The sequence below is a fragment of the Treponema porcinum genome (assembly GCF_900167145.1).
Lineage (GTDB): Bacteria > Spirochaetota > Spirochaetia > Treponematales > Treponemataceae > Treponema_D > Treponema_D porcinum.
On sequence record NZ_FUWG01000012.1, the window covers coordinates 34,095 to 58,822 of the forward strand.

A 24,728-nucleotide genomic window follows, 5' to 3' on the forward strand; every position below is an offset into this window, starting at 1 on the left:
TTTTCCACCTACATTATATTTGCACCTCTATCCATAGCGGTTAGGCCTGTCTTGACGTATTCCAAAATGCCGAACGGTTCAAGAAGCTTTATTAAGCTTTCGATTTTGTCTTCGCTACCGGTAGCTTCTACTATAACGGAATCTACGTCAACGTCGACGATGTGCGCGCGGTAGATTTCGCAGGTGGCTGTTATTATGGCGCGCTTTTCGCCCGGTGCAGACACTTTTATTAGCGCCATTTCGCGCTGGGTCGTTTTTGACTTTTCGCAGTGCTTTATGGAGATAACTTCAACCAGTTTTGAAAGCTGCTTTTCAATCTGATCAAGAATATACTCGTCACCGTTTACTACAATCGTCATTCTTGACTGCCCCGGAACGTTCGTTTCGCATACAGTCAGAGAATCAATATTATATCCGCGGCGGCTGAACAGTCCGGAAACACGACTCAAAACGCCGGCGTGATTTTCTACCAATACAGACAATACAAATTTTTCCATAACATATCCTCTTTTTAACGGAACTGCCGAAACAGCAAACAAAATGCTTTTCTGCCCTAGCGCTCCGGATTAAACGACACAGTTCTCAGAATATCGCCGAATACACCGGCAGCAGTAACGCCTGCACCGGCACCGTAACCACGAACCGTAAGCGGGATAGGCTGATAGCGCTCAGTGTAGAACACAAACGCATTCTCGCCGCCACGCACGCCGTACAGCGGATCATCCTGACCGACTTCCATCATTCCTACGGAAACCTTACCGTCTTTAATGGAAGCTCCCATTCGAAGAACCTTGCCCTGTTTTTTCAGTGACTCGATTTTCTGCGCAAAATAGTCATCTACCTGCGGCAGTTTTTCAAGGAATTCTTCAACAGAGCCGGAAGAATCGAATGATTCCGGGAACACTTTATACATCGTAATGTCGTCAAGCTCAATGTCAAATCCGCTTTCACGGGCGATAATAAGGGCTTTTCTTGCAACGTCCATACCGTTAAGGTCATCGCGCGGATCAGGCTCGGTATAGCGGAGCGACTTTGCCTCAAGAACTGCCTTGCTAAACGGAACACCCTCGTCAAGCTTACCGAAAATGTAGGAAAGCGAACCTGACATAATGCCATTAAAACTAACAAGTTTATCGCCAGACTTATACAGATTCTGAAGCGTATCAATAATCGGAAGGCCTGCGCCGACATTCGTTTCATACAAAAAGCGGCGGTGCATCTTGTTAGCAGTCCTGCGAAGTTCGTGATAGAACTCAATATTCTTTGAATTTGCACGCTTATTCGGCGTTGCAATGGACATTCCTGCGTTCAGAATGTCAAGATACCTGTCCGGCAAATCATAAGATGCAGTACAGTCAACAAAAACAGGATTAAGAGGTTTCTTTTCCTTTACGAATTTTATGATGTCATCAACATTCTCAGGTCCGAACTTGTACATCGGCTTTTTCATATCGTTGCGCCAATTAGAAAGATCAAGACCGTCCTCGCTCAAATTCATTCCGTCGATTGTCGTTATTGCAAGAACCTTAACGTCTATATTCTGCTGCAGCAGCTTGTCGTGCTGCTGGTAAATCTGATCTATCATCGTTCCGCCGATAGTACCTGCACCGAACGCAAATACCTCGATGGACTGCGCCGTATTGAAGAAAAAGCGGTGAACAACGCGAACGGCAGTATCTCCGCAGTCGCCGCCGATAACGCAGGAAATACAACGTTCGGAACTTCCCTGTGCAATAGCAAGAATATTTATATCCTGACTTGAAAGCGCATTAAGGAATTTAGATGCAACGCCGCGGTTGGAAATCATACCGTCACCGACGACAGAAACAATTGCACATCCGTGACGTACTTCAATTTCGTCAATGATTTTTTCGCGTATTTCAAGTTCAAATTCTTTTGATACGGCTTCGCTTACAGCTTCCGCCTCTGAATCGCGCACGCAGAATGAAATAGTATATTCGCTTGAAGACTGCGTAATGAGAAGAATAGAAGCGTTTGCACTTGAAACTGCATTGAAAATACGGCTTGCAGTTCCTGTCCGTCCGCGCATTCCTGTTCCGCCTACAGAAATCATAGCGACTTTTTTAAGGCAGGAAATACCGCAGATAGAAGATTTGCGGCGGCTTTCAAATGGCCCTTTTCCGATTCTCGTTCCGCGCGCAAGCGGATTGTGACTGTTCAAACTCCAAGCCTCAATACCTTTTGCCTGAAGCGGCGCGAGCGTCTTAGGGTGAAGAACCTTAGAACCGAAGAACGAAAGTTCCATCGCCTCTTCATAAGTCATATCGTCAACAACAATAGCATCTTTTACAACGCGCGGATCTGCCGTAAATACGCCGTCAACGTCAGTCCAGAATTCAACGCGCTTTACGCCTAGCGACGCGCCGAGAATGGCTGCCGAAAAATCAGAGCCGTTCCGCCCCAAAAGTCCCATAACCGCGTTCTTGTGACCGCCGGAACCAGTCCAGGAACACACAAAGCCCGGGAACAAAAGAATACGAGTCTGTCCGTTTGCTTCTCCGTCACGGTACGGAAGGCACGCGTCCGCGCATCGTCCGTAGTCCGCTTCACCCTCTTTCTGACTTCCGGCGGTAAAAATAAACTTCCGCGAATCAAGCAGAAGAATGCTCTGACCTTTAGCGCGGAGTACATTCTCCATAATCGGGGAAGAAAGCAGTTCGCCCATTCCCATAATGCGGCAGTAAACAGTATCAGGGCATTCACCGAATGAAAGACAGCCGGCAAGCAGTTTTTCAAGTTCAACAAAATTAGGTTCAAGAACCGCCATAACCTTGTCTGAATCAAAACCTTTTACTTTTGATTCCAGGTCAAGACAGATTTCCTTATGAATTTTCTTTATGTCACAGACATAATCCGTCGAAGTGTTCCCTGTTGTGTACGCATCAATAGCAGCCTGAAGGCTGTTGGAAACTCCCGCAACTGCGGAAACAACAACGCTGAGTCTGTCTTCCTTTGCACGACTGATAATAATGTCTGCCGAAGAAAGAATGCGGCTGGCATTCGCCATTGAAGTGCCGCCAAATTTTAAAGTAAGCATAGAAAAATACCTCTTAGGAACACTGATTTTTTTGTTTTATTCTATTTTATTCTATTGAAAACACTGAATAATTACAACAATAAAAAAAGAAGGGAATGCAGGATTCCCTTCTTTCAAATGCGCCTGAACGGCGGTCTTATTTACTCCAGAGATTTTCCGGATAATAACCTTCGGAAATCTTCTTTGCAATTTCTTCTTTTACAATCGCCCTGTCTTCCGGATACGTCATACCGAACCATTTTTCAGACGAAGTAAAGAATTTTATGATTCCTTCGTTATTCCTGATAATATCGCTTGCGGCAACAGGAAGCAGCGCCTCCGCCTTCTCCGCAGAAACATTCTGGGAAATAAAATCGTCCCAATACGAATGGAAACGCTCGAACGCTTTAAGGCTGAATCCAAACAGATTCATACTGACCCATTCTTTTCCGGTAAGTTCAACTTTTTTGTCAGGCCATTCGCTTATAATCTTGTCGCCTTCGTAGTAAATCTTAAGGTTTTCTACGATAGATTCAAGCTTATTATCCTTTACGGTGCAGACGCCGCGGCTTACTGAACCGCTGCGACTCATCGTCTTTTCAAGAACATAGCCCACCATTGAATGTTCAGGAGAATAAGCGTCCATCTCTGAGAGATATTTTCCAAGAATTTCAAACGCCTCGCGTCCGTAGTAATCATCGGAATTGATGACGGCAAACGGAGTCTTTACGGCTTTTTCCGCGCAAAGAACGGCGTGTGCAGTTCCCCAAGGTTTTGTTCTTGCGGAAGAAAGGCGTATCTGCTCGTCAGAAAGAAGGCTCTCGTGTGACTGAAACACATATTCCGCATCAAAATTGCGCGCTACACGGTCGAACAGCCGTTCACGGAAATCCTTTTCAATATCTTTGCGGATAATATATACGACCTTTCCAAAGCCGCTTTTCTGCGCATCATACGCGGCAAAATCAAGAAGGCACTCACCGTTTTTTCCTACGCTGTCAATTTGCTTCACTCCGCCGTAACGACTTCCCATTCCGGCAGCAAGAACTAATAGTGTTGGTTTCATTCAACACCCTCCAAAAAAATAATTGTTCCATAAAAGAATTGATACCCGACCGGTATAAAACACAAGGATGGCGTTTCCGCCCCGGTTTCACATCCAGCTTCAGGGTGAAAGCCGAATGTTTTAAAATCGGTCTTTCATTCTACTGAATAATCGTTTCAAGGGCAAGAATCATCATATTCTTGAATGAAGTCTGCCGTTCTTCCGCCGTAGTTTCCTCGCCGGTCAAAATCTGATTGCTGACAGTAAAGATGGAAAGCGCCTTTCGCCGGAATTTTGCCGCAAGCGTAAAAAGTTCTGCGCTTTCCATTTCCGCTCCAAGAACGCCGTATTCCGCCCACAGCCGCCAGGTTTCGTTGTCATCGTAAAACAAATCACCCGAAACAACAGGTCCTACTACAGCAGGAATTCCCAGTTCCTTTGATTTGTTATATGCAGTATACAAAAGTTCAAAATCAGCGCTCGGAGCATAGTGCATTGAGCCGAACCGCTGGTTTATCAGCGAAGAATCAGAGCAGGCGGCATTTGCAATAATCGTATCGCGGCATTTCAGTTCTTTCTGAATTGCGCCGATTGTTCCGATGCGGATTGCTTTCTGCACGCCGTAAAAACGGAAAAGTTCGTTCACGTAAATGGAAAGAGACGGCTGTCCCATTCCTGTTCCCTGAACGGAAACCCGGACGCCTTTATACGTACCGGTAAAACCGAACATTCCGCGGACTTCGTTATAGCAGGCAGGATTTTCCAGAAAATGCTCCGCAATGAACTTTGCCCTAAGCGGATCTCCCGGAAGCAGCACCCTGTCTGCAACAGCTCCTTCCGGCGCGTTAATATGTGTACTCATACGTAGGATTATACCATTAGAATGTGGAAAAGACAAACCGAAAGGTTTTGGAGAAAAAACTGATTAGAGAAAGAAGAAAAAAAAAGCCGTCTTTCAAAAACTGCCACTCCTCCGTGCCATTCATTATTTTTACTGAATTTCTAAAAAATAAGTAAAGATTTTCTGACTTTAGGACGATACTTTAAATACCGGGGGCATTTTCCCCTCCCACCCATGCCTTCGGTTGCCTGATGGGCATTGGCACGGTTCCTACCGTGCCTTTTTTTTTGCACGGTACGTTTGTTGATGCACGGCGCGTCCAACGTTGACAAAACACGGCTATTTTCTTATTCTAGCATTATATGGAAAAAATCAGAAAGTCAACGGTCATTTTGTTCAGTATTCTTTTTTTTGCTGCTGCATTCATGGGGTCTTTTCTTGGATGGGGACTTTCAGAAACCCAAAACATAAAAAATTCAGAATTCATTACTACGTTCGATACAGCACTGCCGACAAAACTGCTTGACATAAACGGCGAACTCATCACCGAATTCGCCTCTGACGAAAAACGCGAAATAATCAGCCTGAACAAGCTCCCGCCTCATATGATAGACGCGCTGCTTACCAGGGAAGACAGAATTTTCTACTCGCACAAGGGATTCAGTTTTAAGGCCGTTATGCGTGCCGTCGTAGGAAAACTTACAGGACGCTCGCTCGGCGGCGGTTCTACCCTTACCCAGCAGATTGCAGGAACCCTTTACTGTGACCGTACGGAAATGTCGATTATGCGTAAAATCAAGGAACTCTGGTGGGCAATCCAGATGGAACGCCGCTATTCAAAGAACGAAATCCTTGAACTTTACCTGAACAAAATATATTTCGGTGGCGGAACATACGGCGTAAACGCGGCTTCAAAATACTATTTCGGACACAGCGCGGAAGAAATTACGCCGGCAGAAGCGGCAATTCTTGTAATCCAGCTTTCAAATCCAGCATTCTACAATCCGTTTGACCACCCGAACCGCGCAATGGAACGCCAGAAAGACGTACTTAGCGCAATGGTAAAGGCAGGCTACATTACGCAGGCTGAATCCGACGAATCGTTTGACAATTTCTGGGCAGATTTTGACTACACAAGAACAAGCTCTTCCGCATACCTTATGCGCGACGACAAAGCGCCGTGGTTCAGCGAATACGTCCGCCGCGAACTCGGAAACTTAATCTACGGTTCACAGAGCATTTACACAAGCGGCTTTACGGTAAACACGACGCTCAACCTGTCGCACCAGCTTGCGGCTCAGGAAGTAATGGACAAATACATAAAAGAAGGAAATTTACGCTATCAGAAGGAACACTCTAGCCGCTCCGATATGGCATTCAACACATACATTCCTATGACGGAACTGATTGCGCTCCTTTTCAACCTGCCTGGCATAAAAGTAAGCGAACAGCGCACGGAAGCAGTGGCAAACGCAACCTACCTTAATGAAGTAAATCCTGTGCTTGATATATTCTCCCTTATGTGCGGACTTGATAACCTTAAAGTGTCCGTCATAAACAGGGCGAACGCAAAGACTAAAAAAGAGAACGAAAAAACTACAATAGAAGGAACGATGATTTCGCTGGAGAACGAAACCGGCTATATAACGGCTCTTGTCGGCGGAAGCAAATTTGACCAGGAAAACCAGTTTATCCGCGCAACGCAGGCAAAACTTCAGCCTGGTTCTACGTTCAAGCCGCTGTACTACACTGAAGCAATCAACTCCAGAAAATTCACGCCGACTTCCATTATTTCCGATACGCCGGTCGTATTCCACACGGCAGACGGAAAACCGTACATTCCGCAGAATTTCCGCGGCGAATGGATTGGAAACGTTCCTCTTTACTACGCGCTCATTCACTCAATGAACGTTCCGTCTCTTAAAGTTCTTGACGGAATCGGCTTTGAGGCAGCAATAAACCGCGCCGTTTCCCTGCTAGGAATTACAAAAGAGGAACTTCCAACGCGCGGATTTGTGCCGGGCTACCCTATTGGTCTTGGAGTATGTTCCGTACGTCCTGTGGAACTTGCGCGCGCATACTCCGTAATTGCCTCCGGCGGAAAAGCCGTTACTCCAATGGCAATCAGGACAGTCGAGGACAGAAACGGAAACGTAATTCTGAACCCGGAACGCGACATCCGCCAGGCACAGCAGGCTAAGGGTGAAGCCGCGCAGATTATTTCTCCGCAGACGGCATTTGTAATGACAAAACTGCTTGAGCAGACCGTTCAGTCAGGAACGCTTGGCGCACAGAGCTGGAAATTTACATACCGCAACGACAATGGCGTAAAATACACGATGCCAGCAGCAGGAAAAACAGGAACTACGCAGAACTGGGCAGATGCCTGGACATCAGGCTTTACGCCGTACTACACCTCAACGTTCTGGTTCGGATTTGACCGTCCAGGACAGTCGCTTGGTCTTAAAATAACGGGTGCAACGCTTGCCGGATATGCATGGGGTGATTATATGCGCGAAATCCACAGAAACCTTCTTGTAAAGGACTTTCCGCAGCCACTTGAAGGCGTAATTCAGGCAACAGTCTGCGCAACGACAGGAAAAATACCAACTCCGGCGTGTGACGGTCATCTTACAACGCAATGGTACTTGCAGGGAACGCAGCCGACTGAAATCTGCAACGTTCATTCAGGTTCATCAACGTCCGGGCTTTCAATTGCGCGGCTTAAAACCGAACTGTATAAATCAGGTCAGCATCTTACGGAAAAAATTGATTCAACTCCACTGAAACTAAATCTTGACTTTTTGAAATCAGGATATGTATATTCAGAAGAGAAGGAAATTGAAGAACCGAAAAGCACCGTGCAGGAAGAACAGACGATGCCGGACTACAATTATCTTATGGAATAGAATGAGTGCGCCAGCCCGGACAAAAATACGTTTCCTGGGAACAGAATTTTTCTGCGGCGTGCAATTTTTAGTCTTAGCCTGACAGTTTTAAGGAAACAGATGCTTGTAAATATTGATGACATTAAAATAAAAAAAAGAGTGCGTAAAGATTTGGGCGATTTGGACGCTCTTAAAAACAGTCTCAGGACATACGGACTTTTAAATCCGATTACCATTACGCGCGACTACGAACTTATTGCCGGAGAACGTCGGCTTCAGGCGGCAAAGGCGCTCGGCTGGACAAACATAAATGCCGTCGTTATGGACAATATGAACGCAGTCGAACAGCTTGAAATGGAAATCGAAGAAAACAACCAGCGCAAGGAATTCACCAGCGAAGAACTGCTTGAAGGCTACAAACGGCTTGAAAAACTGCGTAATCCTTCCGTCTGGATGAAAATAGCCGGACTATTCAAACGGTTTTTCAACTGGATAAAAAATCTTTTTTCTAAAAAATAAAAAGGCTGTCCAAAAAAAAGAAAGGACAGCCATGCAATTTGCTTTTTCGACTATTTATTTTACTTCACCGATAAAATACTTTTTCTTACCGCGACGGAAAATCAGAATTTCTCCGCCAAGAGCCATATCTTTCGTAATTAAAGCCGTTTCATCGCTTACAGGCTTACCGTTTACGCTGATGGCATTTGCCTTAAGAAAATCACGCGCCTCACGCTTTGAAGAAGCAATCTTGTTGTTTACAAGAACGTCGATTAACGGCTCATTTTTTTCAAACGGGAACGACGGAACGCCTTTCATACCGGCTTTTATGTCCTGTACGCTAAGACCGCTGAAATCTCCGGCAAAAAGTTTCTGGCTTACAAGAACGGCATTGTCAGCCTCGTCCTTTCCGTGAATGTCTTTTACGACTTCCCACGCAAGAGTCTTCTGCGCAATGCGCGTTTCTGGAGCCACCTGCTGCTGAGCGTATACGTCTTCAATTTGCTCCTTAGAAAGGAACGTAAACACCTTAAGATACTCAAGGACTTTTGAATCGTCCGCATTTATAAGATACTGATAGATTTCATAGGCAGACGTCTTGTTTTTGTCAAGCCACAGCGCATTTCCCTCGGACTTGCCGAATTTCTTGCCGGTCGGATCAAGAATAAGCGGCATTGTAAACGCATACGCAGTCTTATCAAGAACCTTGCGGATCAAGTCTACGCCGGTAGTGATATTTCCCCACTGGTCGCTTCCTGCTACCTGCATAATGCATTTTTTTGTCTGATACAGATGCAGAAAGTCATAACCTTGCATCAGCATATAGGAAAATTCCGCAAAAGTAATTCCTGTTTCAAGACGGCGGCGGATAATATCTTTATCAAGCATATAGTTTACGTTGATATACTTTCCGATGTCACGAAGGAAATTCAGGAAAGTATAGTCCTTCATCCAGTCGTAATTATCAACAAGTTCAGCCTTTCCGTCGATAAGGCGGTCAATCTGATTGTGAATGCTCTGAATGTTGTGGTTCACGGTTTCTTCAGAGATTATTTCACGCTCCGCAGTAGGGCGCGGATCTCCGATTCTTCCTGTTGCACCGCCACACAAAAGCACAGGATGATGACCGGCATTTGCAAGGCGTTTTGCCATACATAAAGATGAATAATGACCTAAATGGAGCGAATCTGCCGTAGGGTCTGTTCCCCAGTAAAAACTGAACGGAGAGCCGTCCAGCACTTTCTGTAAATCACTTTCTTCACCGGCAATATCCTTGATAAGCCCGCGCCATTTCAAATCCTCAAACAATGTCATCTGTCAGTTCCTTTTCAGTTACAAATCTGAATTACACGTAGTTGTGTTGATTATTATAGAAGATATGACATTCATTTTCAACAACACGTAATCTATCTAGCGCAGTAATCTTGTACGCTGCCACCCTACGCTTTATTTTATCTGCATTTTAGAATAAAATAACGGATATGAAAAATATGAAAAAGACTTTGCTTTCAATTACTGCATTGATTTTTGCGTGTGCGCATTTTTTTGCAATGGGAACAGGCGCACAGCTGAACGCGAACCCAAAAATTCATTTCGGGAACGACAGCTCGTTTGCCGCAGGTGCTTCCTGCACTCTCAAAACGGACAGCATTCCGCTGTATTTTACGTTTGAAACAAATTATGATTTTTATGATGATACCTTTGACATCGGAATAGGCGCAGACTACTGGTTCTGCAATCCGCAGATTGCGGCGAACTGGAGCTGTTTTTTAGGTGCAGGCGCGTTTGCCAGTGCAGGAATTGAAAAAGACGATGCGCTTGTAAACATTGCGCCGCGCGCCGTTCTTGGAACAAACTTTACGCTGTTCGACGGATTTTTGGAACTGTTCGTACAGGCGGCGGCACAGCCGTCATTCCAGTTTGACATACGCGACTCAGACGTTAATTTTTTAATGGAAATTCCTGTCGCCTTCGGAATAAGGATTTGGGACTAGCGGCTGTCTGAAAAACGCGCACATCCTTCACAACCGAGCGCCTTCGCCACAAAAGGAAGAACGCGCCGCAACTTTTCTTCCAGTTTCCACGGCGGATTTACCACAAACATTCCGCTTCCGTAAAGGCGCGGCTTTGCGCTTCCTATAGATTTATCAAGCGTAGTTTCGATATGAGAATCTTCCGTATCTACACAGAACGGAACGTCAAGAATTTCGGTATGCGCGTTCATTCCAAGAACAAACTGCTTTATTGTGTCTTTCATCCCCTGAATAATATCGTTTCTGTATGAAAGAAGCGGATACCAGAGTGCAAGCGTCGCCGCAGGCCACTTTTTGTGAACGTCGCAGAGCGTTTTTGCAGCATCGGTGTAATCCTGCTTTTCTTCGTAGCTTGGGTCACACAGGACGGCACCGCGTTTTATTGCAGGAGGAGTAAGCGCACGGAGCATTTCCCAGCCGTTACGGTGATGAAGCTGCACCGCCCTTCCCCGCATAATTTTCTGAAGAACGTCAAATTCCGCAGAATGAAGTTCGCTTGCAACAAGAACGCTGCCGTTCCCCAGTAAATCAGACTCAATCACAGGACTTCCGGGATACATTCCGTCTGCCGCATATTTTTTTACAAGCGAAAGATAGCCCTGCATTTCAGAAGGTACATCGTCCGAAAAGCGCGAAGCATAGTCAAGAAGCCTTTGTATTCCGCGCATCGATTCTCCTGTTTTAAGCGCACGCTCGTCGTCAAAACGGTACAGTCCTGCCCCGGCGTGCGTATCAAAAAAAGTATACGGCTTTCCTTTTTCGTTCAGATGTTCAAAAATAAAGACGAGCGCAAGGTGTTTCAGAATATCGGCGTGATTTCCGGCGTGAAATTCGTGAAGATAGCTTAGCATTACGAAAGCCTGTCGATTTCTTCAAGCCACACCGCAGCACTTGCATCGCTAGGCATACGCCAGTCACCGCGCGGAGAAAGGCTCACAGTTCCCACTTTTACGCCGTCTGGCATACAGGAACGCTTGAACTGCTGGCTGAAAAAGCGACGGTAGAACGTCCTAAGCCATTTGAGCTTAAAATCGTGATCATACGGAAGGCTTGAACAATCTGCCAGATAAAGGATTTTTGCCGGACTGAACCCGAATCTGAGCAGATAATATAAATAAAAATCGTGCAGCTCGTACGGACCTACAAGATTTTCTGTCTTCTGGCTGATTTTTCCGTTTTCCGGCGGAAGAAGCTCCGGGGTTACCGGAGTGTCAAGAATATCACGCAGAACAGCGGAAAGTTTTTCATTCTGATTTTTCAAATCGTCGCAGAACCAGGCTACAAGATAGCGGACAAGCGTTTTCGGAACAGATACGTTCACGCCGTACATCGACATCTGATCTCCGTTATACGTACACCAGCCGAGCGCAAGTTCGCTCAAATCTCCAGTACCGATGACAATGCCGTTCAGTTTATTTGCAATGTCCATAAGAACCTGAGTACGTTCGCGCGCCTGACAGTTTTCGTAAGTAACGTCGTGAACGTTCTCGTCCTGCCCGATATCCTTAAAATGAAGGCGGACAGAATCAGCAATCGGAATTTCACGGAGCGCAGCGCCGCATTCGTTTGCAAGTGAAACGGCATTTGAATACGTCCTGTCTGTCGTTCCGAAGCACGGCATTGTTACTGCGCAGATTCCCTTACGGTCAATTTCGCACATATCAAATGCCTTGCACGTAACAAGAAAAGCAAGCGTAGAATCAAGACCGCCGGAAAGTCCGATGACGGCAGACTGCGCGTGAATGTGGCGAAGGCGTTTTGCCAGTCCCTGCGCCTGAAGTTCAATCACCTGACGGCAACGGACAGCACGCTCAGTTTCTCCTTCCGGTACAAACGGATGCGGATCAATAAAGCGAAGCAGTCTGGTGTTCTTTCCGCGTAAAGTTACAGGCGCAAAATCAATTTGAATGCGTCGGAACGTTACTTCATTCGAACCGGCTGCGCACTGCGCAAATGTCGTTGTACGGCGTCGCTCCTGATTAAGGCGCTCAATATCAATGTCGGCAAGAACGGCATTATTCTGGCTGAAAAGTTCTGATTGCGCAAGAATGGCGCCGTTTTCGCAAATAATATTGTGTGAAGCAAAGACTAAATCCTGGGTAGATTCGTCACGGCACGCATCTGCATACAAATAGGCACAGACAGTCCGCGCGCTCTGGGATTGTATAAGCGTGCGGCGGTATTCAGCCTTTCCAATGACTTCATTTGACGCGCTTAAGTTTGCAATCACCGTAGCACCACCAAGACAGGCAGAAACAGACGGAGGCTCAGGAACCCAGACATCTTCGCATATTTCAATGCCAAGCACAAAACCGCTGTTGTTTTTATCTTCTATAAGTATGTCTGTACCAAACGGAACGGACGGATTTTTTTCCGAAAGAAACACTGTTTTCGGCAAATTACGCGGTGGCGGAGAAAAATAACGGCGCTCGTAGAATTCGGAATAATTAGGAATAAAAGTTTTTGGAACAAGCGCAAGAATTTTTCCCTTATACAGAACTGCCGCCGTATTATACAGCGCGCCATCAACGGCAAGCGGAAGCCCCACCGTTATAACGGCAGTACAAGATGCAGTTTTTTTTGCGATGCGCTCAAGCTGTTCCACTGCAGACAGCTGTAAAGTCCGCTGCAGGAACAAATCACCGCAAGTATATGACGTAATGCACAGTTCAGGAAATACAACAAGAGATGCACCTTCCGCGCATAAAGAGCGTACCGCATCTATAATTCTGTCCGCATTGCAGGCACAGTCACCAACAGCAAGCGACGGCGAACAGCACCCTGCCCGTAAAAATCCATAATTCATATACAAGACCTTTTTGTATAATTCTTTAAAATAAGACGGAGAATATCACTGAATAGGCTTCAGCTGCTCCACCTTCTGCAAATGCTTCTGTTCTTCAATGTAGCCGGAATCTTCAAGATATTTTCTGCGAGTAATAATAAGATTGATAAGTTCCTGATACATATTATAGTCAACTTCAATCGCAATCGGAAGAATATAAAATTCCGTTTCATCACAGTAGCGTTCTATAAAACGCGGATCTGTTACAAAGCCAAGACTTATCATATTGCTTATTCTGTCCGCGCATTTTAAGACTTTTGCTTTCTGACTTCCGGTGTTTATAATCCGCTGTAAAAACTGTGGCTTTGATTCCTCAGGTTTACGCGTTACCTCAAGCACAAGCTTGTAGACGTCAGGTCCGTCTTCGTCAACATTGATAATACGGTTGTGGTCAAAGTCAGGAATGTCCTCTACGCAGTCGTGGACGCAGGAAGCTTTCAGCAGAACAGAATCAATATAACCGTAATCCATAAGGATTGCCATCGTATCAATCTGATGACGGAACATATTTCCGCCTGCGTGACGAGCTTTACCAATCAGGTCCGTTGCAATCTGCATATACGGTGCAAGATAGATATTTTTTAACTGCAGCATATGCTGATTGTCCATTTTTAATGGTTTTTCTACCTGCATTTCATATTTCATACGCACCTCTTATACCCACCGTCTTAAAAAAGCCAGCTGAAAATTCAGACTGGCTCTTATTATACCATTGCTTTTGCTCTTTGGCGTTATAAACTTTCGATATACGAACGAAGTTTTTCGATTTTTCGCCTGCTTTCTTCCATTTTTGCGCGTTCTTCTGCAACAAGTTCAGCAGGAGCGTGCTGTGCAAACGAACCGTTCAGTTTTGATTCACTGCGGCGCACCCAGCCCTCCTCCGTTTCAAGCGCTTTCTGGAAGCGAACCAGCAGCTGCTCCCTGTTTATTGTTTCATCAACAAGAATGAACGCTTCAAAACCAGTACCAACAGTACCGATAGCTGCCGCCGGTTTTGCCTCAACAAATTCAGTCTGCGCAACGCCTGCAAGAAGCTGAATCATATCAACTTTTTCACGGCAGACTTCGGCAGCACTGCCTTTTTCAATAAGAACAGCAATATTGATTTTTGAAGCAGGATCAAGTCCGCATTCCGTACGAAGCGCACGGACTTTTCCGATTAAATCTTTCAGAACGTCAAAACGTTTTTCAACATCACTGTCCTCGCGTGAAGCAGAAACTTCCGGGAACGGCGCATTGATGAGCATTCCGCAGTATTCAGAGTTTGAAAGAATTTTATTCTTCCCTGCCTTTTTACGGTTTTCGACAATTTCTGCCACAGGAAGCTTAGAGTAAATTTCCTCCGTAACAAACGGAAGATACGGATGAAGAAGGCGCAGGTTTTCTTCAAGCAGGTTCAGAAGAACGCTTGCCTGGCGGTCTTTTTCCGCGTCATCTCCGTTCTTAAAGTTAATTTTTGTAGCCTCAACGTACCAGTCGCAAAATTCATTCCAGAAATATTCCATAATGGCGCTTGCCGCATCGTTATAGCGGTAGCTTTCAAGCGACTCGCGGACAGTTTTTACCGCCCTGTTCAGGCATCCGTATATCCATTTATCAAGTTCAGTCAAATCTGAATCCGTAACAGGAACAAGACTGCGTCCGTCAAGATTTCCAAGCAGATAGCGGCTTGCATTCCATACTTTATTGCAGAAGCGGCTTCCAAGCTTAAATGATTCCTTGTCAATCAGAATATCTTGTCCCTGAGCGCACATAAAGCCAAGCGTAAATTTGAGCGCATCCGCACCGTACATATCAATAATTTCTAGCGGATCCATACCATTGCCCAAAGTCTTGGACATTTTTCTGCCCTGCTTGTCGCGCACAAGTCCGTGAATGTAAATATCGCGGAACGGAACTTTTCCCGTAAACTCAAGCGATGCCATAATCATACGGCTTACCCAAAAGAAGATAATGTCGTATGCGGTAACAAGCGCTGACGTAGGGAAGAATGTCTGCAAATCAGACGTTTTTTCCGGCCAGCCGAGCGTACTGAACGGCCACAGCCACGAAGAGAACCAGGTATCAAGAACGTCAGGATCCTGCTCAAGTTTTTCGGCAGATGCACCGCACTTAGGACATTTTTCCGGATCTTCGCGGGCAACAATCATTTCGCCGCAATCCTTGCAGTACCAAACAGGAATGCGGTGTCCCCACCACAGCTGACGGCTTATACACCAGTCGCGGATATTTTCCATCCAGTGCGTGTACGTATTCTCCCATTTTTTAGGATAGAATACAATTTCACCGTCTTTCCACGCCTTGAGCGCCTTTTCTGCAAGCGGCTTCATTTTTACAAACCACTGATAGCTCAAATACGGCTCTACAACGGTATTACAGCGGTAACAGTGACCTACGGAATGAGTAATTTTTTCCTCTTCCTTAAAAAGTCCGAGTTCCTTCAAATCTTCTATAATCAGTCCACGTGCCTTAGGACACGTAAGACCGCGATATTTTTCCGGACAGTTTTCATTCAGAGTTCCGTCAGGATTAAGAATATTTATGACTTCAAGATTATTCCGCTGACCAACCTGCCAGTCGTTCGGGTCGTGAGCCGGAGTAATTTTTACCATACCGGTTCCGAATTCCTTGTCTACGTAACTGTCTGCAATAACAGGAATAATGCGGTCTGTAAGAGGAAGTTTCAGTTTCTTGCCTACAATATCCTTGTATCGTTCGTCAGTAGGATTTACGGCGACAGCTGTATCACCAAGAAGCGTCTCAGGACGCGTAGTAGCAATTTCAATGCGCGTGCTTCCGTCAGGCGCAGGTCCGTCAGCAAACTCATACCAGATGTGGTACATTGCTCCGGCTGTATCAGTATGATCAACTTCGTCATCTGCAAGCGCAGTTCCGCAACGCGGACACCAGTTTACAAGATACTGACCTTTATAGATAAGTCCGCGCTCGTAAAGCGTAACGAAAACTTCGCGGACTGCTTTTGAAAGACCTTCGTCCATCGTAAAGCGCTCGCGCTCCCAGTCAGTCGAATTTCCAAGCTTGCGCTGCTGTTTTACGATTGTATTATGATGATCTTCTTTTACTGCCCAGGTGCGCTCAAGAAAAGCCTCGCGTCCCAAATCGTTGCGGCTCTTGCCCTCTTTTTTAAGCTGGCGCTCAACAACATTCTGGGTAGCAATGCCGGCGTGGTCTGTACCGGTAACCCACAGGGTATTATCGCCTTTCATACGGTGATAGCGGACAACGATGTCCTGCAATGTATTGTTCAGACCGTGTCCCATATGGAGCACGCCCGTTACGTTCGGAGGAGGAATGACGACCGTATATGTACCGGAACATTCAGCACAGTGACAATGAACAGGCGATTTTTCATCGCTTGCAGGTTTAAAATAACCTTTTGTTTCCCATTCAGAATAAATGCGTTCTTCAAAATCTTTTGGATTATACGCTTTCTCAAGTTCAATTGCTTTCATAAGTTGCAATTATAATGAATTTAAAACTCATTTACAACACAAGCAGAAAACTGCATCAGTACCGGAAAGTCAAAAAAATCCGTGCCGCAGACAAAAAAAAAGACCCCGGCAGAAAAGAACCTGCACCGGAGTCTTTCAAGAAAATTCACAGAACCATTACAGTACGCAAATAGGTACGAATGTTTCTGCCTTAAGTGAAGCACCGCCAATCAAGCCGCCGTCAATATCAGGCTGGGCAAGCAGTTCAGGTGCGTTAGAAGCTTTCATTGAGCCGCCGTACTGAATGATGATTTCATCAGCAACTTTCTGATTGTACAATTTTGCAATATAGCCGCGGATAAACTTGTGGATAGCCTCTGCATCTTCAGGAGTTGCAGTTTTTCCAGTTCCGATAGCCCAAACCGGCTCGTATGCAATCGTAACGCGCTTCATCTGCTCTTCCGTTACGCCTGCAAGGTCAGCAGAAAGCTGGAATGCGCATACCTGTTCAGCCTCGCCGGCTTCGCGTTCTGCAAGAAGTTCTCCGATACAAAGGTCAACTTCAAGACCTTCGTTCAAAGCGCGGCGAACCTTTTTGTTGATAAGCTCGTCGCTTTCGCCGATTTCGTGGCGTCGCTCTGAATGACCAAGAATGACGCACTGAACGCCGATGTCCTTGAGCATTTCAGTAGAAACTTCGCCAGTGTGTGCGCCGTTTGCAGTTGCAGCACAGTCCTGGGCAGCAAGAATGATGTTTGAGCCTTTTACAACCTGTGCAACGGCATCAAGATAGACAAACGGAACACCAATCATATATTTGTTCGTCTTTCCTTTAAGCTGCTCAACCAAATCTTTAGCAAGGGCAACAGCTTCTGCCTTGCTTGTATTCATTTTCCAGTTTCCGGCGATATAATGAGTTCTAGCCATATCATTTTCCTTCTATATGAAATAAAAATTTTTATAAAGGAGGGGAAAGCCTTCCCCTACGGCCGCACTTCGTTGCGTCCTACCCTTTCTAGCGGGGCAAAATTCATTCCAACACTGCCCCGCAACGCCCCAAATTGAAGCCAAAGAAAATCTCAGAAATCAAAAAAATCTGCCAAAGAGATTTATTTTGTAGCCAAGATAGCAATTCCTGGCAATGTTTTACCTTCCAGGAATTCCAAAGAAGCTCCGCCGCCTGTTGAAACGTGGCTCATTTTGTCTGCAAGGTGGAATTTGTTTACGGCAGCAACAGAGTCTCCTCCGCCTACAACAGTCATCGCACCGCGTCCTGTAGCTTCTGCTACAAGGCGTGCAACAGTTTCAGTTCCTTTTGCAAATGCATCGAATTCAAATACGCCGACCGGTCCGTTCCATACAATAGATTTTGCAGTTGAAAGAACTTCTTTGTAAAGTTCGATTGTCTTAGGACCAACATCCATAGCCATAAGGTTGTCAGGAATATCTTTTCCGTCAACGGCAACAGGTTTTGCATCCGGGCTAAATTCTTCTGCGCCAACGTGGTCAACAGGAAGAACGATTTTTACACCCTTTGCTTCTGCGTCAGAAAGAAGTTTTTTTGCAGTGTCGATAAAATCATCTTCTACAAGTGATTTTCCAACCTTGCATCCCTGAGCTTTCAGGAATGTATAAGCCATACCGCCGCCGATTACGAGAGCAGAAGCATTTTTCAAAAGCGACTCAAGAACTGCGATTTTTGAAGAAACTTTTGCACCGCCGATAATTGCAACCTGCGGTTTAGGAGGATTTTCAACCATCGGCTGAATGTATTTTACTTCTTTTTCCATAAGGAATCCGCCAACAGACGGAACGTTCATAAATTTAGAAATTGAAGCAGTAGAAGCCTGATCACGGTGAGCTGTTCCGAATGCGTCATTTACAAAAATGTCGCCGTAAGAAGCAAGTTCTTTTGCCATAACGTCGCGTTCTGCAGAATCTTTTGAAGTTTCTTCTTTATGGAAGCGTACGTTTTCAAGCATTGCAACTGCGCCTTCAGGAAGTGCGTCAATAGCAGCCTTCTGTCCGAGTGCATCAGGAAGGAACGTAACTTCTTTTCCGAGTTTTGAAGCAAAATATTCTACAACAGGCTTCATACGGTTCTTTCCGTTGATGAACTTTTCTGCATCAGCATCAGTCCAGGTCTTTCCGGCTTTTTCAGCCTTTTCCTGTGCCTTTTTTACGTCCTTTTTCGGGTCACCGAGGTGGCTCATAAGAACAAGACTTCTAGGGTTCTGTTCAAGGATATATTTGATTGTAGGAAGCGCCGCCATAATGCGGGTGTCATCCTGTACAACTCCATCCTTCATCGGAACATTGAAATCAACGCGCATAATAATGCGTTTACCCTTCAAATCTACGTCTTTTACTGTCTTAATCATTTATGACTCCTATATATTCCGCCTAGGCGGTAACTTCATTATTTATAGATAAAATATACTGACTTTCTGGTATAAATTCAATGTACCAGAACCTTACTAGAGCACCGTTTTCTGCTATACTGTAAATATGAAAACGATACGGAAATTTTCACCGGAAGAAATCATATTCGCCGCGACAACCGAATGTAACCTTCACTGCGCACATTGCTTTGTACCGCGTACGGAAAAACGGCTCAGTGCGGACGATGCAATCACCTTTCTGAAAAGCTGTGCCGGTTCGCAAATTGAAAAAATCGGTTTTTCCGGCGGAGAACCGTTCCTGTACCCGGAATTTATCTGCCGCGTTTCAAAAGCCGCCGTAGAAAACGATTTTCTGTTCGGAAGAATTATGACGAACGGCGTATGGTGGAAAAATCCTGCGCATCTTGAAAAAACGCTTTCCGACGTCTACGATAGCGGTTTCGACGGAAAAACAGGACTAAGCTGGGATGCGTTCCACGGACAGAACAGCGAAAAAATCCTGACGTTCGTAAATACCGTATTAACCGCTTTTGGCACACAGTCACTTGAAATACAGTCTGTCATACATCCCGATGCAGAAAAAGACAAAGCGTTTCTGGAAAAACTTGAATCTCTTGCCCGGCATTTAGGCTGCACCGTAAAAAAGAACACGGACAAAAAAAACGGGCGAGGCGTTTTTATTCTGGAAAGCGATGAAATCTGCATTCCTGTATACAGGGAATGGCAGTCCTTTACAGGAGATGATGAGCGCGCCTGGAAAAGCCGCCGGTGGTTCAAGGATGACTTTTGCGCCGGACCGGGACACGTTCTTTACGTACATCCGGACGGAAACATCGCGCCGTGCTGCGGCTTTGCAAACGAAAACAAAGCACTTTTTACAGGAACGATTCATCAGCCTCTAAAAACAGTACTTGAACTGGCAGAAAAGAACGAAATGATAAGAATATGCTATGAAGAAGGATTAGTCGCGCAAATTCGTCCGCTAAAAAAGAACGGCGTGCTTCCCGGAAAAACAGACGACATCTGCGCATTCTGCGATTTTATCTGCAAGCGGCGCGCAGAAAAAGAAAACGGATAATTTCCCTGCCCCTCCCCACACACAAAAAAAAATGCAAATATACCTGTGCATACGGCTTATTTTCTGCGTTCCGTAAAATTATATAAAACATGACCAGACAGCAGCACCAACAACAGTCAGCAGTCCTGAAACTACAATCGAAAGGCTGCTCATAGCGCCCTCAACATCGCCAAGTTCCATAGCCTTTGCCGTTCCCAGCGCGTGAGAAGACGTACCGATTGCAATTCCCTTTGCAACAGGCTCCGTAATCCTGAAAAGCCTCAGCACAGTTTCCGCAGCAATATTCCCGAATACGCCGGTAATCACGATAACAGTTACCGTAACAGGCACGTATCCTTCAAGTTCCTGCACAACGCCTATTCCGATTGCAGTCGTTATGGACTTAGGAAGAAGCGTAACATAAGCCGAATGATCCATCTTAAAAAGCAGCGCAAGCAGAAAAATCCCTGTAAGGCTTGAAATCACGCCGGACACAATGCCGATAATAACAGCACGGCAGTTTTTTTTGAGCAAATCAAACTGCTCGTACAGCGGAACGGCAAGACACACCGTAGAAGGCGTAAGAAGATAGCTGATATACCGCGCACCCTCATTATACGTTTTGTAGTCAATGCGAAACACAACAAGAAAGGCAATCGTAAGGAAAATGCTTATCAAAAGCGGATTAAACAGCGCCAGCTTGAATTTCCGTTTCAAAAGCATACCTATTCCATAGGTCGAAAGGCTGAGCACAACGCCAAAATACACCGGATTATGAAAGAACTGCTGTATGCTAGTCATTTTCACCGTTCCTCTTTTTAGCCCGGCGGATTACAAACTGAGTTACCGCCCCGGAAACGACCATCACAAGAACAGTCGTAACAAGCGTAATCACAAGATATTGAATCCAGGAACCGGAGATAACGCCCCACGATTCAACAAGTCCCACCGCCGCAGGAATAAAAAGCACCGGCATAATGCCGATAAGAAACGAACTTGCCTCTCGTACCATACTGACTTTTACAATCCGGCATTGCAAAAGCACAAACAGAATAACAATTCCATAAATGCTTGCAGGAACAGGAAGCGGAACGACCGCATTCAGAATTTCACCTGCAAACGATACCGCCGCAATAATCAAAAACTGAACAAGAAATTTCATCACCATATAGTAAAAAAGTATGCGTTACGTGTCAATTAAAACAAGAAGAGTAACAGAGCGTTTCTACAGCTCACTGCAAGTATTCTGCAAACTCAGGATTATGCATAACAAACTGACCGGCGGCAGTATTGTAATCCTGCCAGGAGGACGTAAAAAGTTTCTGCATTCCGGGCATCGTGATAATATCAGTCGGCATAGCGTAATTCGGATCTATAAGATTTTCATTCATATAATTCCGTATGCTGTCTACAGAACTGAAAAGGACGTGACAGACGAACGTTGAGCAGACAAACTTATTCATTTCCTCAAATTCTTTAAATTCTTCTTCCTGCGTATGCGGATGCTTTGATTTTTTAGCGTCAGGATTAGACATCCGCTTCAGCGCAACGCCGGCCATCTTAAAATTGTCGGAAATAGAATAATTTGCAGACTGCGTTTCATATTTATGCTTCATCCAGGCCACGGCAAGCTCATATTCATCTTTTGAAACAGGAAGTGCAAACGTCGTCTGAAGTGATTTTTCCGGATCACAGGACTTCATAAACTCATTCGTTGACGTATCGGTACACTGCTCAATCTTAAGATTCGGCTTTGCGTACAAAGTAAGCCCGTAAAAACTGTCCGTCAAATCAAAACCGATTGCAATGTGGCTTCCGCTTACAGTGTGGCGCTCGGTAAATTCAAGACCTTTCTGCAGAATGACCGTACCCACATTGTACTTTGCATGCGGATTGTACAGCCGCAGAAAAAGATATTTTTCCGAAAACGGCGCAGAGACAGAAGTTGTGTCATTTGGATACGGGTACAGATGGACAGATTCCTGATTTTCTTCAAGATATTTCCACGTATTTTCACGGATATTTTTTGTAGATGCACATCCAAGACTTATAATTGACAGTAAAATTATAAAGGAAAAGAATATTTTTATTCTATTAAGACGCATATTGTATGTATATCAATGTAAGTAAATTTCACAGCAAACGTCAACTAAAAAAGGAGCACGAGGTCGATTTATCTACCGAGTTTTTATATGTAATGAAAACAACTCTCACTGCATAAAAAAAGACCTTCCGCAGAAGGTCTTTTTTTCACATCAAACTAAGCCTTAGCAGTTTTCTGAGAAGTATTTGATTGTCCTTACCATCTGTGATGTGTAAGAGTTTTCGTTGTCATACCAGGAAACAACCTGTACCTGATATGTATCGTCGTCGATTTTTGAAACCATAGTCTGTGTTGCATCGAACAAAGAACCGAATTTCATACCGATAACGTCAGAAGAAACAATTTCGTCTTCGTTGTAACCGAAACTTTCTGTTGCAGCAGCTTCCTTCATTGCAGCATTGATTCCTTCTTTTGTTACGTCTTTGCCTTTTACAACAGCAGTAAGGATTGTTGTAGATCCTGTAGGTGTAGGAACACGCTGAGCAGAACCAATGAGTTTTCCGTTCAATTCAGGAATTACAAGACCGATAGCCTTTGCAGCACCTGTTGAGTTTGGAACGATGTTCTGAGCACCTGCGCGTGAACGGCGGAGGTCACCCTTGCGCTGCGGACCGTCAAGAATCATCTGGTCACCAGTGTAAGCGTGGATTGTAGACATAATTCCGCTCTGAATTGGAGTATAATCATTAAGAGCCTTAGCCATTGGAGCAAGACAGTTTGTTGTACAAGAAGCAGCAGAAATGATGTTGTCGTTCTTTGTAAGAGTTTTGTGGTTTACATTGTAAACGATTGTTGGAAGATCATTTCCTGCAGGAGCTGAAATTACAACTTTTTTAGCACCTGCTGTAATGTGAGCAGCAGCCTTATCTTTTGATGTGTAGAAACCTGTACATTCAAGAACAACGTCTACTTTGTTAGCTGCCCAAGGACAGTTAGCTGCATCTTTTTCAGCAGAGATTTTGATTTCTTTTCCATCAACGATGATAGAATCTTCTGTAGCAGAAACAGTGTGTTTTCCTTCACCGATTTTTCCGCAGAATCCACCCTGTGCTGTATCATACTTCAAGAGGTGAGCAAGCATTTTCGGGCTTGTCAAATCGTTGATAGCAACAACTTCATAACCATCAGCTTCAAACATCTGACGGAAAGCCAAACGACCAATACGGCCAAAACCGTTAATAGCAACTCTAACCATAGTTAGTTGACTCCTATAATTTCAATAAATTACTTACATTTTATGTTTATTGCAAAATAATGTCAACGGATTGCAAACTTCTAGTACAGGATAAACAGGTTCAGTATCATTTTTATTCGCCCCCTATAAAACACGCCGAGACTTTTGGAAAAAAAACGGCATGTTTTTTTTTTATAGCGGACAGAGAAAAAAATCAGTTTATAAGCGAACTGTAGATTTCCGACATATTGTTTACGGCGATATTCCTTTGCAAGCGTATAACTTCATAAAACGGACTATCCGATATAAAATTTACTGATTTTACAGATTACTGTTTATATCCGCTAATCTTTCCGTAAGTTCTGTGTCGCCAGTAAGTTGTACCAGAGAGTTCAGGATATCTTCATTTGTTGACCAGTAATCTGGCTTAAGTCCAAAACCTTCCGGGCATTCTTCAAACTTCCATACAAATGATGGAAGGTGCATGGCAATTCCAGAATTAGGTAACTGATAACACCAGACATTACCATAGGCAAAACAGCCGGCTGTATTTTCGCTGTAATATCATTTAGATAAATAAAAATATCCTTTGGATAAAAAAATTTATATAAAGGATATTTTTATAAAACTTTTACATTCCTAAAAAACACAACCTGTCGGATTTAAGGAAACACAGAATCAACATCCCTGCCGCACAAATAAGAATCTAAAAAAAGTTTCATTATCAACTCAAAACCTTTTTAAAACGCTCTTTTCATAACCCACCAATTACTGTATTATAATTGTGTATATTGAAATATAAATTTTTTGTATATGGGAATTCATAAAAAAACCGACAAAGATAAGTTTTTCGAGTTTTCCATATATGTATCAAGCAGTATAGACAATATATTTGATTTATTCAGAGAGAATCTTGGTGCGGACTCGATTTCAACGATGACGCACAAAGCGTATCAGCATTCATGAATTAGCGGACTGACCGGGAGGTATAAAGATGGATAAAAGGAATAAGTACAGTCTTGAACTTAAAATGCAGGTTGTGGAAAAATACAAACAGGGAGAATACGGCTATAAAAAACTTGCCCGTGAATTTAACCTTTCAAGAGACACTGTACGTGCCTGGTGCTTAAATCCAAAGTTGAATCCTGCAATAGCTACGGAAAAGAAAAATGACACAAACGATAACACTACAACAGACTAATCTTCCGGTTTTCTGATTTTATTCTCTGAATGTTAAAAAAAAGCATTAACTCCAGCAATTTATAAAAACAGTCCTGCCGTCTGACAGGACTGTTTTTACTTAGAAAAAATCGAAAAAAACAAGTTTTTCGATGTATACTTTAATATACCAA

The 24,728-nt window shown here is 44.5% G+C and carries 21 protein-coding genes; 5 read left to right on the plus strand and 16 right to left on the minus strand.

Annotated features, from left to right (window positions below):
- Window positions 1–8: 8 nt before the first annotated feature.
- From ilvN to deoD, 4 genes are all read right to left on the minus strand, one after another.
- On the minus strand, window positions 9–497 hold the full coding sequence (gene ilvN, locus B5D55_RS08365; protein ID WP_078933611.1) for an acetolactate synthase small subunit: 489 nt from the start codon (window positions 495–497) through the stop codon (window positions 9–11).
- A gap of 56 nt (window positions 498–553) precedes the next feature.
- Complete coding sequence (thrA, locus tag B5D55_RS08370) at window positions 554–3,058, minus strand: bifunctional aspartate kinase/homoserine dehydrogenase I (protein ID WP_078933554.1); 2,505 nt, start codon at window positions 3,056–3,058, stop codon at window positions 554–556.
- A gap of 136 nt (window positions 3,059–3,194) precedes the next feature.
- Window positions 3,195–4,103 carry a nucleotidyltransferase family protein gene (locus B5D55_RS08375; RefSeq protein ID WP_078933555.1) on the minus strand — a complete coding sequence of 303 codons (909 nt, stop codon included), beginning with the start codon at window positions 4,101–4,103 and terminating at the stop codon, window positions 3,195–3,197.
- A 139-nt stretch (window positions 4,104–4,242) separates the two neighbouring features.
- Window positions 4,243–4,944, minus strand: coding sequence for a purine-nucleoside phosphorylase (gene deoD, locus B5D55_RS08380; protein WP_078933556.1), 702 nt, complete (start codon window positions 4,942–4,944; stop codon window positions 4,243–4,245).
- Between the two features lie 341 nt (window positions 4,945–5,285).
- Here deoD and B5D55_RS08385 point away from each other — a divergent pair, with 341 nt between their 5' ends.
- Complete coding sequence (locus tag B5D55_RS08385; protein WP_078933557.1) at window positions 5,286–7,832, plus strand: penicillin-binding protein 1A; 2,547 nt, start codon at window positions 5,286–5,288, stop codon at window positions 7,830–7,832.
- Window positions 7,833–7,931: 99 nt separating this feature from the next.
- Window positions 7,932–8,330: a ParB/RepB/Spo0J family partition protein gene (locus B5D55_RS08390; protein WP_078933558.1), complete on the plus strand. Its 399-nt coding sequence runs from the start codon at window positions 7,932–7,934 to the stop codon at window positions 8,328–8,330.
- Between the two features lie 54 nt (window positions 8,331–8,384).
- Here B5D55_RS08390 and tyrS read toward each other — a convergent pair whose 3' ends face one another.
- Window positions 8,385–9,623 carry a tyrosine--tRNA ligase gene (gene tyrS, locus B5D55_RS08395; RefSeq protein ID WP_078933559.1) on the minus strand — a complete coding sequence of 413 codons (1,239 nt, stop codon included), beginning with the start codon at window positions 9,621–9,623 and terminating at the stop codon, window positions 8,385–8,387.
- Window positions 9,624–9,799: 176 nt separating this feature from the next.
- On the opposite strand from tyrS, the gene B5D55_RS08400 reads away from it, so the two are divergent.
- Window positions 9,800–10,303 carry a hypothetical protein gene (locus B5D55_RS08400; RefSeq protein ID WP_159446193.1) on the plus strand — a complete coding sequence of 168 codons (504 nt, stop codon included), beginning with the start codon at window positions 9,800–9,802 and terminating at the stop codon, window positions 10,301–10,303.
- Here the strand turns inward: B5D55_RS08400 and B5D55_RS08405 are convergent.
- From B5D55_RS08405 to B5D55_RS08430, 6 genes are all read right to left on the minus strand, one after another.
- Window positions 10,300–11,193: a 23S rRNA (adenine(2030)-N(6))-methyltransferase RlmJ gene (locus tag B5D55_RS08405; RefSeq protein ID WP_078933561.1), complete on the minus strand. Its 894-nt coding sequence runs from the start codon at window positions 11,191–11,193 to the stop codon at window positions 10,300–10,302. The genes B5D55_RS08400 and B5D55_RS08405 overlap by 4 nt on opposite strands.
- Entirely contained in the window at window positions 11,193–13,148 is a 1,956-nt protein-coding gene (locus B5D55_RS08410; RefSeq protein ID WP_078933562.1) for an NAD(+) synthase, read from the minus strand. Before B5D55_RS08410 ends, B5D55_RS08405 begins: the two co-directional genes overlap by 1 nt.
- A gap of 45 nt (window positions 13,149–13,193) precedes the next feature.
- Window positions 13,194–13,832, minus strand: a complete 639-nt coding sequence (locus B5D55_RS08415; RefSeq protein ID WP_234975411.1) for a hypothetical protein — start codon at window positions 13,830–13,832, stop codon at window positions 13,194–13,196.
- An 86-nt stretch (window positions 13,833–13,918) separates the two neighbouring features.
- Window positions 13,919–16,660: a valine--tRNA ligase gene (locus B5D55_RS08420; protein WP_078933563.1), complete on the minus strand. Its 2,742-nt coding sequence runs from the start codon at window positions 16,658–16,660 to the stop codon at window positions 13,919–13,921.
- Between the two features lie 156 nt (window positions 16,661–16,816).
- Window positions 16,817–17,566: a triose-phosphate isomerase gene (tpiA, locus tag B5D55_RS08425; protein WP_078933564.1), complete on the minus strand. Its 750-nt coding sequence runs from the start codon at window positions 17,564–17,566 to the stop codon at window positions 16,817–16,819.
- Between the two features lie 182 nt (window positions 17,567–17,748).
- Window positions 17,749–19,020 (minus strand): phosphoglycerate kinase, encoded by a 1,272-nt coding sequence (locus B5D55_RS08430; RefSeq protein WP_078933565.1) that lies wholly within the window; start codon window positions 19,018–19,020, stop codon window positions 17,749–17,751.
- 127 nt (window positions 19,021–19,147) lie between these two features.
- Here B5D55_RS08430 and B5D55_RS08435 point away from each other — a divergent pair, with 127 nt between their 5' ends.
- A complete protein-coding gene (locus B5D55_RS08435; RefSeq protein WP_078933566.1) occupies window positions 19,148–20,119 on the plus strand; it encodes a radical SAM protein in 972 nt (323 codons plus the stop codon).
- A gap of 78 nt (window positions 20,120–20,197) precedes the next feature.
- On the opposite strand, the gene B5D55_RS08440 is transcribed toward B5D55_RS08435, so the two are convergent.
- The 5 genes from B5D55_RS08440 to B5D55_RS11615 all read right to left on the minus strand — a co-directional run bounded on the left by B5D55_RS08440 (window position 20,198) and on the right by B5D55_RS11615 (window position 23,862).
- On the minus strand, window positions 20,198–20,899 hold the full coding sequence (locus B5D55_RS08440) for an LrgB family protein (RefSeq protein ID WP_234975412.1): 702 nt from the start codon (window positions 20,897–20,899) through the stop codon (window positions 20,198–20,200).
- The gene (locus tag B5D55_RS08445) at window positions 20,892–21,260 is read right to left on the minus strand and encodes a CidA/LrgA family protein (protein ID WP_078933567.1); all 369 of its coding nucleotides are present in this window, start codon (window positions 21,258–21,260) and stop codon (window positions 20,892–20,894) included. Before B5D55_RS08445 ends, B5D55_RS08440 begins: the two co-directional genes overlap by 8 nt.
- A 70-nt stretch (window positions 21,261–21,330) precedes the next feature.
- Window positions 21,331–22,203, minus strand: coding sequence for a hypothetical protein (locus B5D55_RS08450; RefSeq protein WP_078933568.1), 873 nt, complete (start codon window positions 22,201–22,203; stop codon window positions 21,331–21,333).
- Window positions 22,204–22,365: 162 nt separating this feature from the next.
- On the minus strand, window positions 22,366–23,397 hold the full coding sequence (gap, locus tag B5D55_RS08455; protein ID WP_078933569.1) for a type I glyceraldehyde-3-phosphate dehydrogenase: 1,032 nt from the start codon (window positions 23,395–23,397) through the stop codon (window positions 22,366–22,368).
- A gap of 300 nt (window positions 23,398–23,697) precedes the next feature.
- The gene (locus tag B5D55_RS11615) at window positions 23,698–23,862 is read right to left on the minus strand and encodes a hypothetical protein (RefSeq protein WP_159446194.1); all 165 of its coding nucleotides are present in this window, start codon (window positions 23,860–23,862) and stop codon (window positions 23,698–23,700) included.
- 508 nt (window positions 23,863–24,370) lie between these two features.
- Between B5D55_RS11615 and B5D55_RS08460 the strand changes: the two genes are divergently transcribed.
- Complete coding sequence (locus B5D55_RS08460) at window positions 24,371–24,577, plus strand: helix-turn-helix domain-containing protein (protein ID WP_078933570.1); 207 nt, start codon at window positions 24,371–24,373, stop codon at window positions 24,575–24,577.
- Window positions 24,578–24,728: the final 151 nt, after the last annotated feature.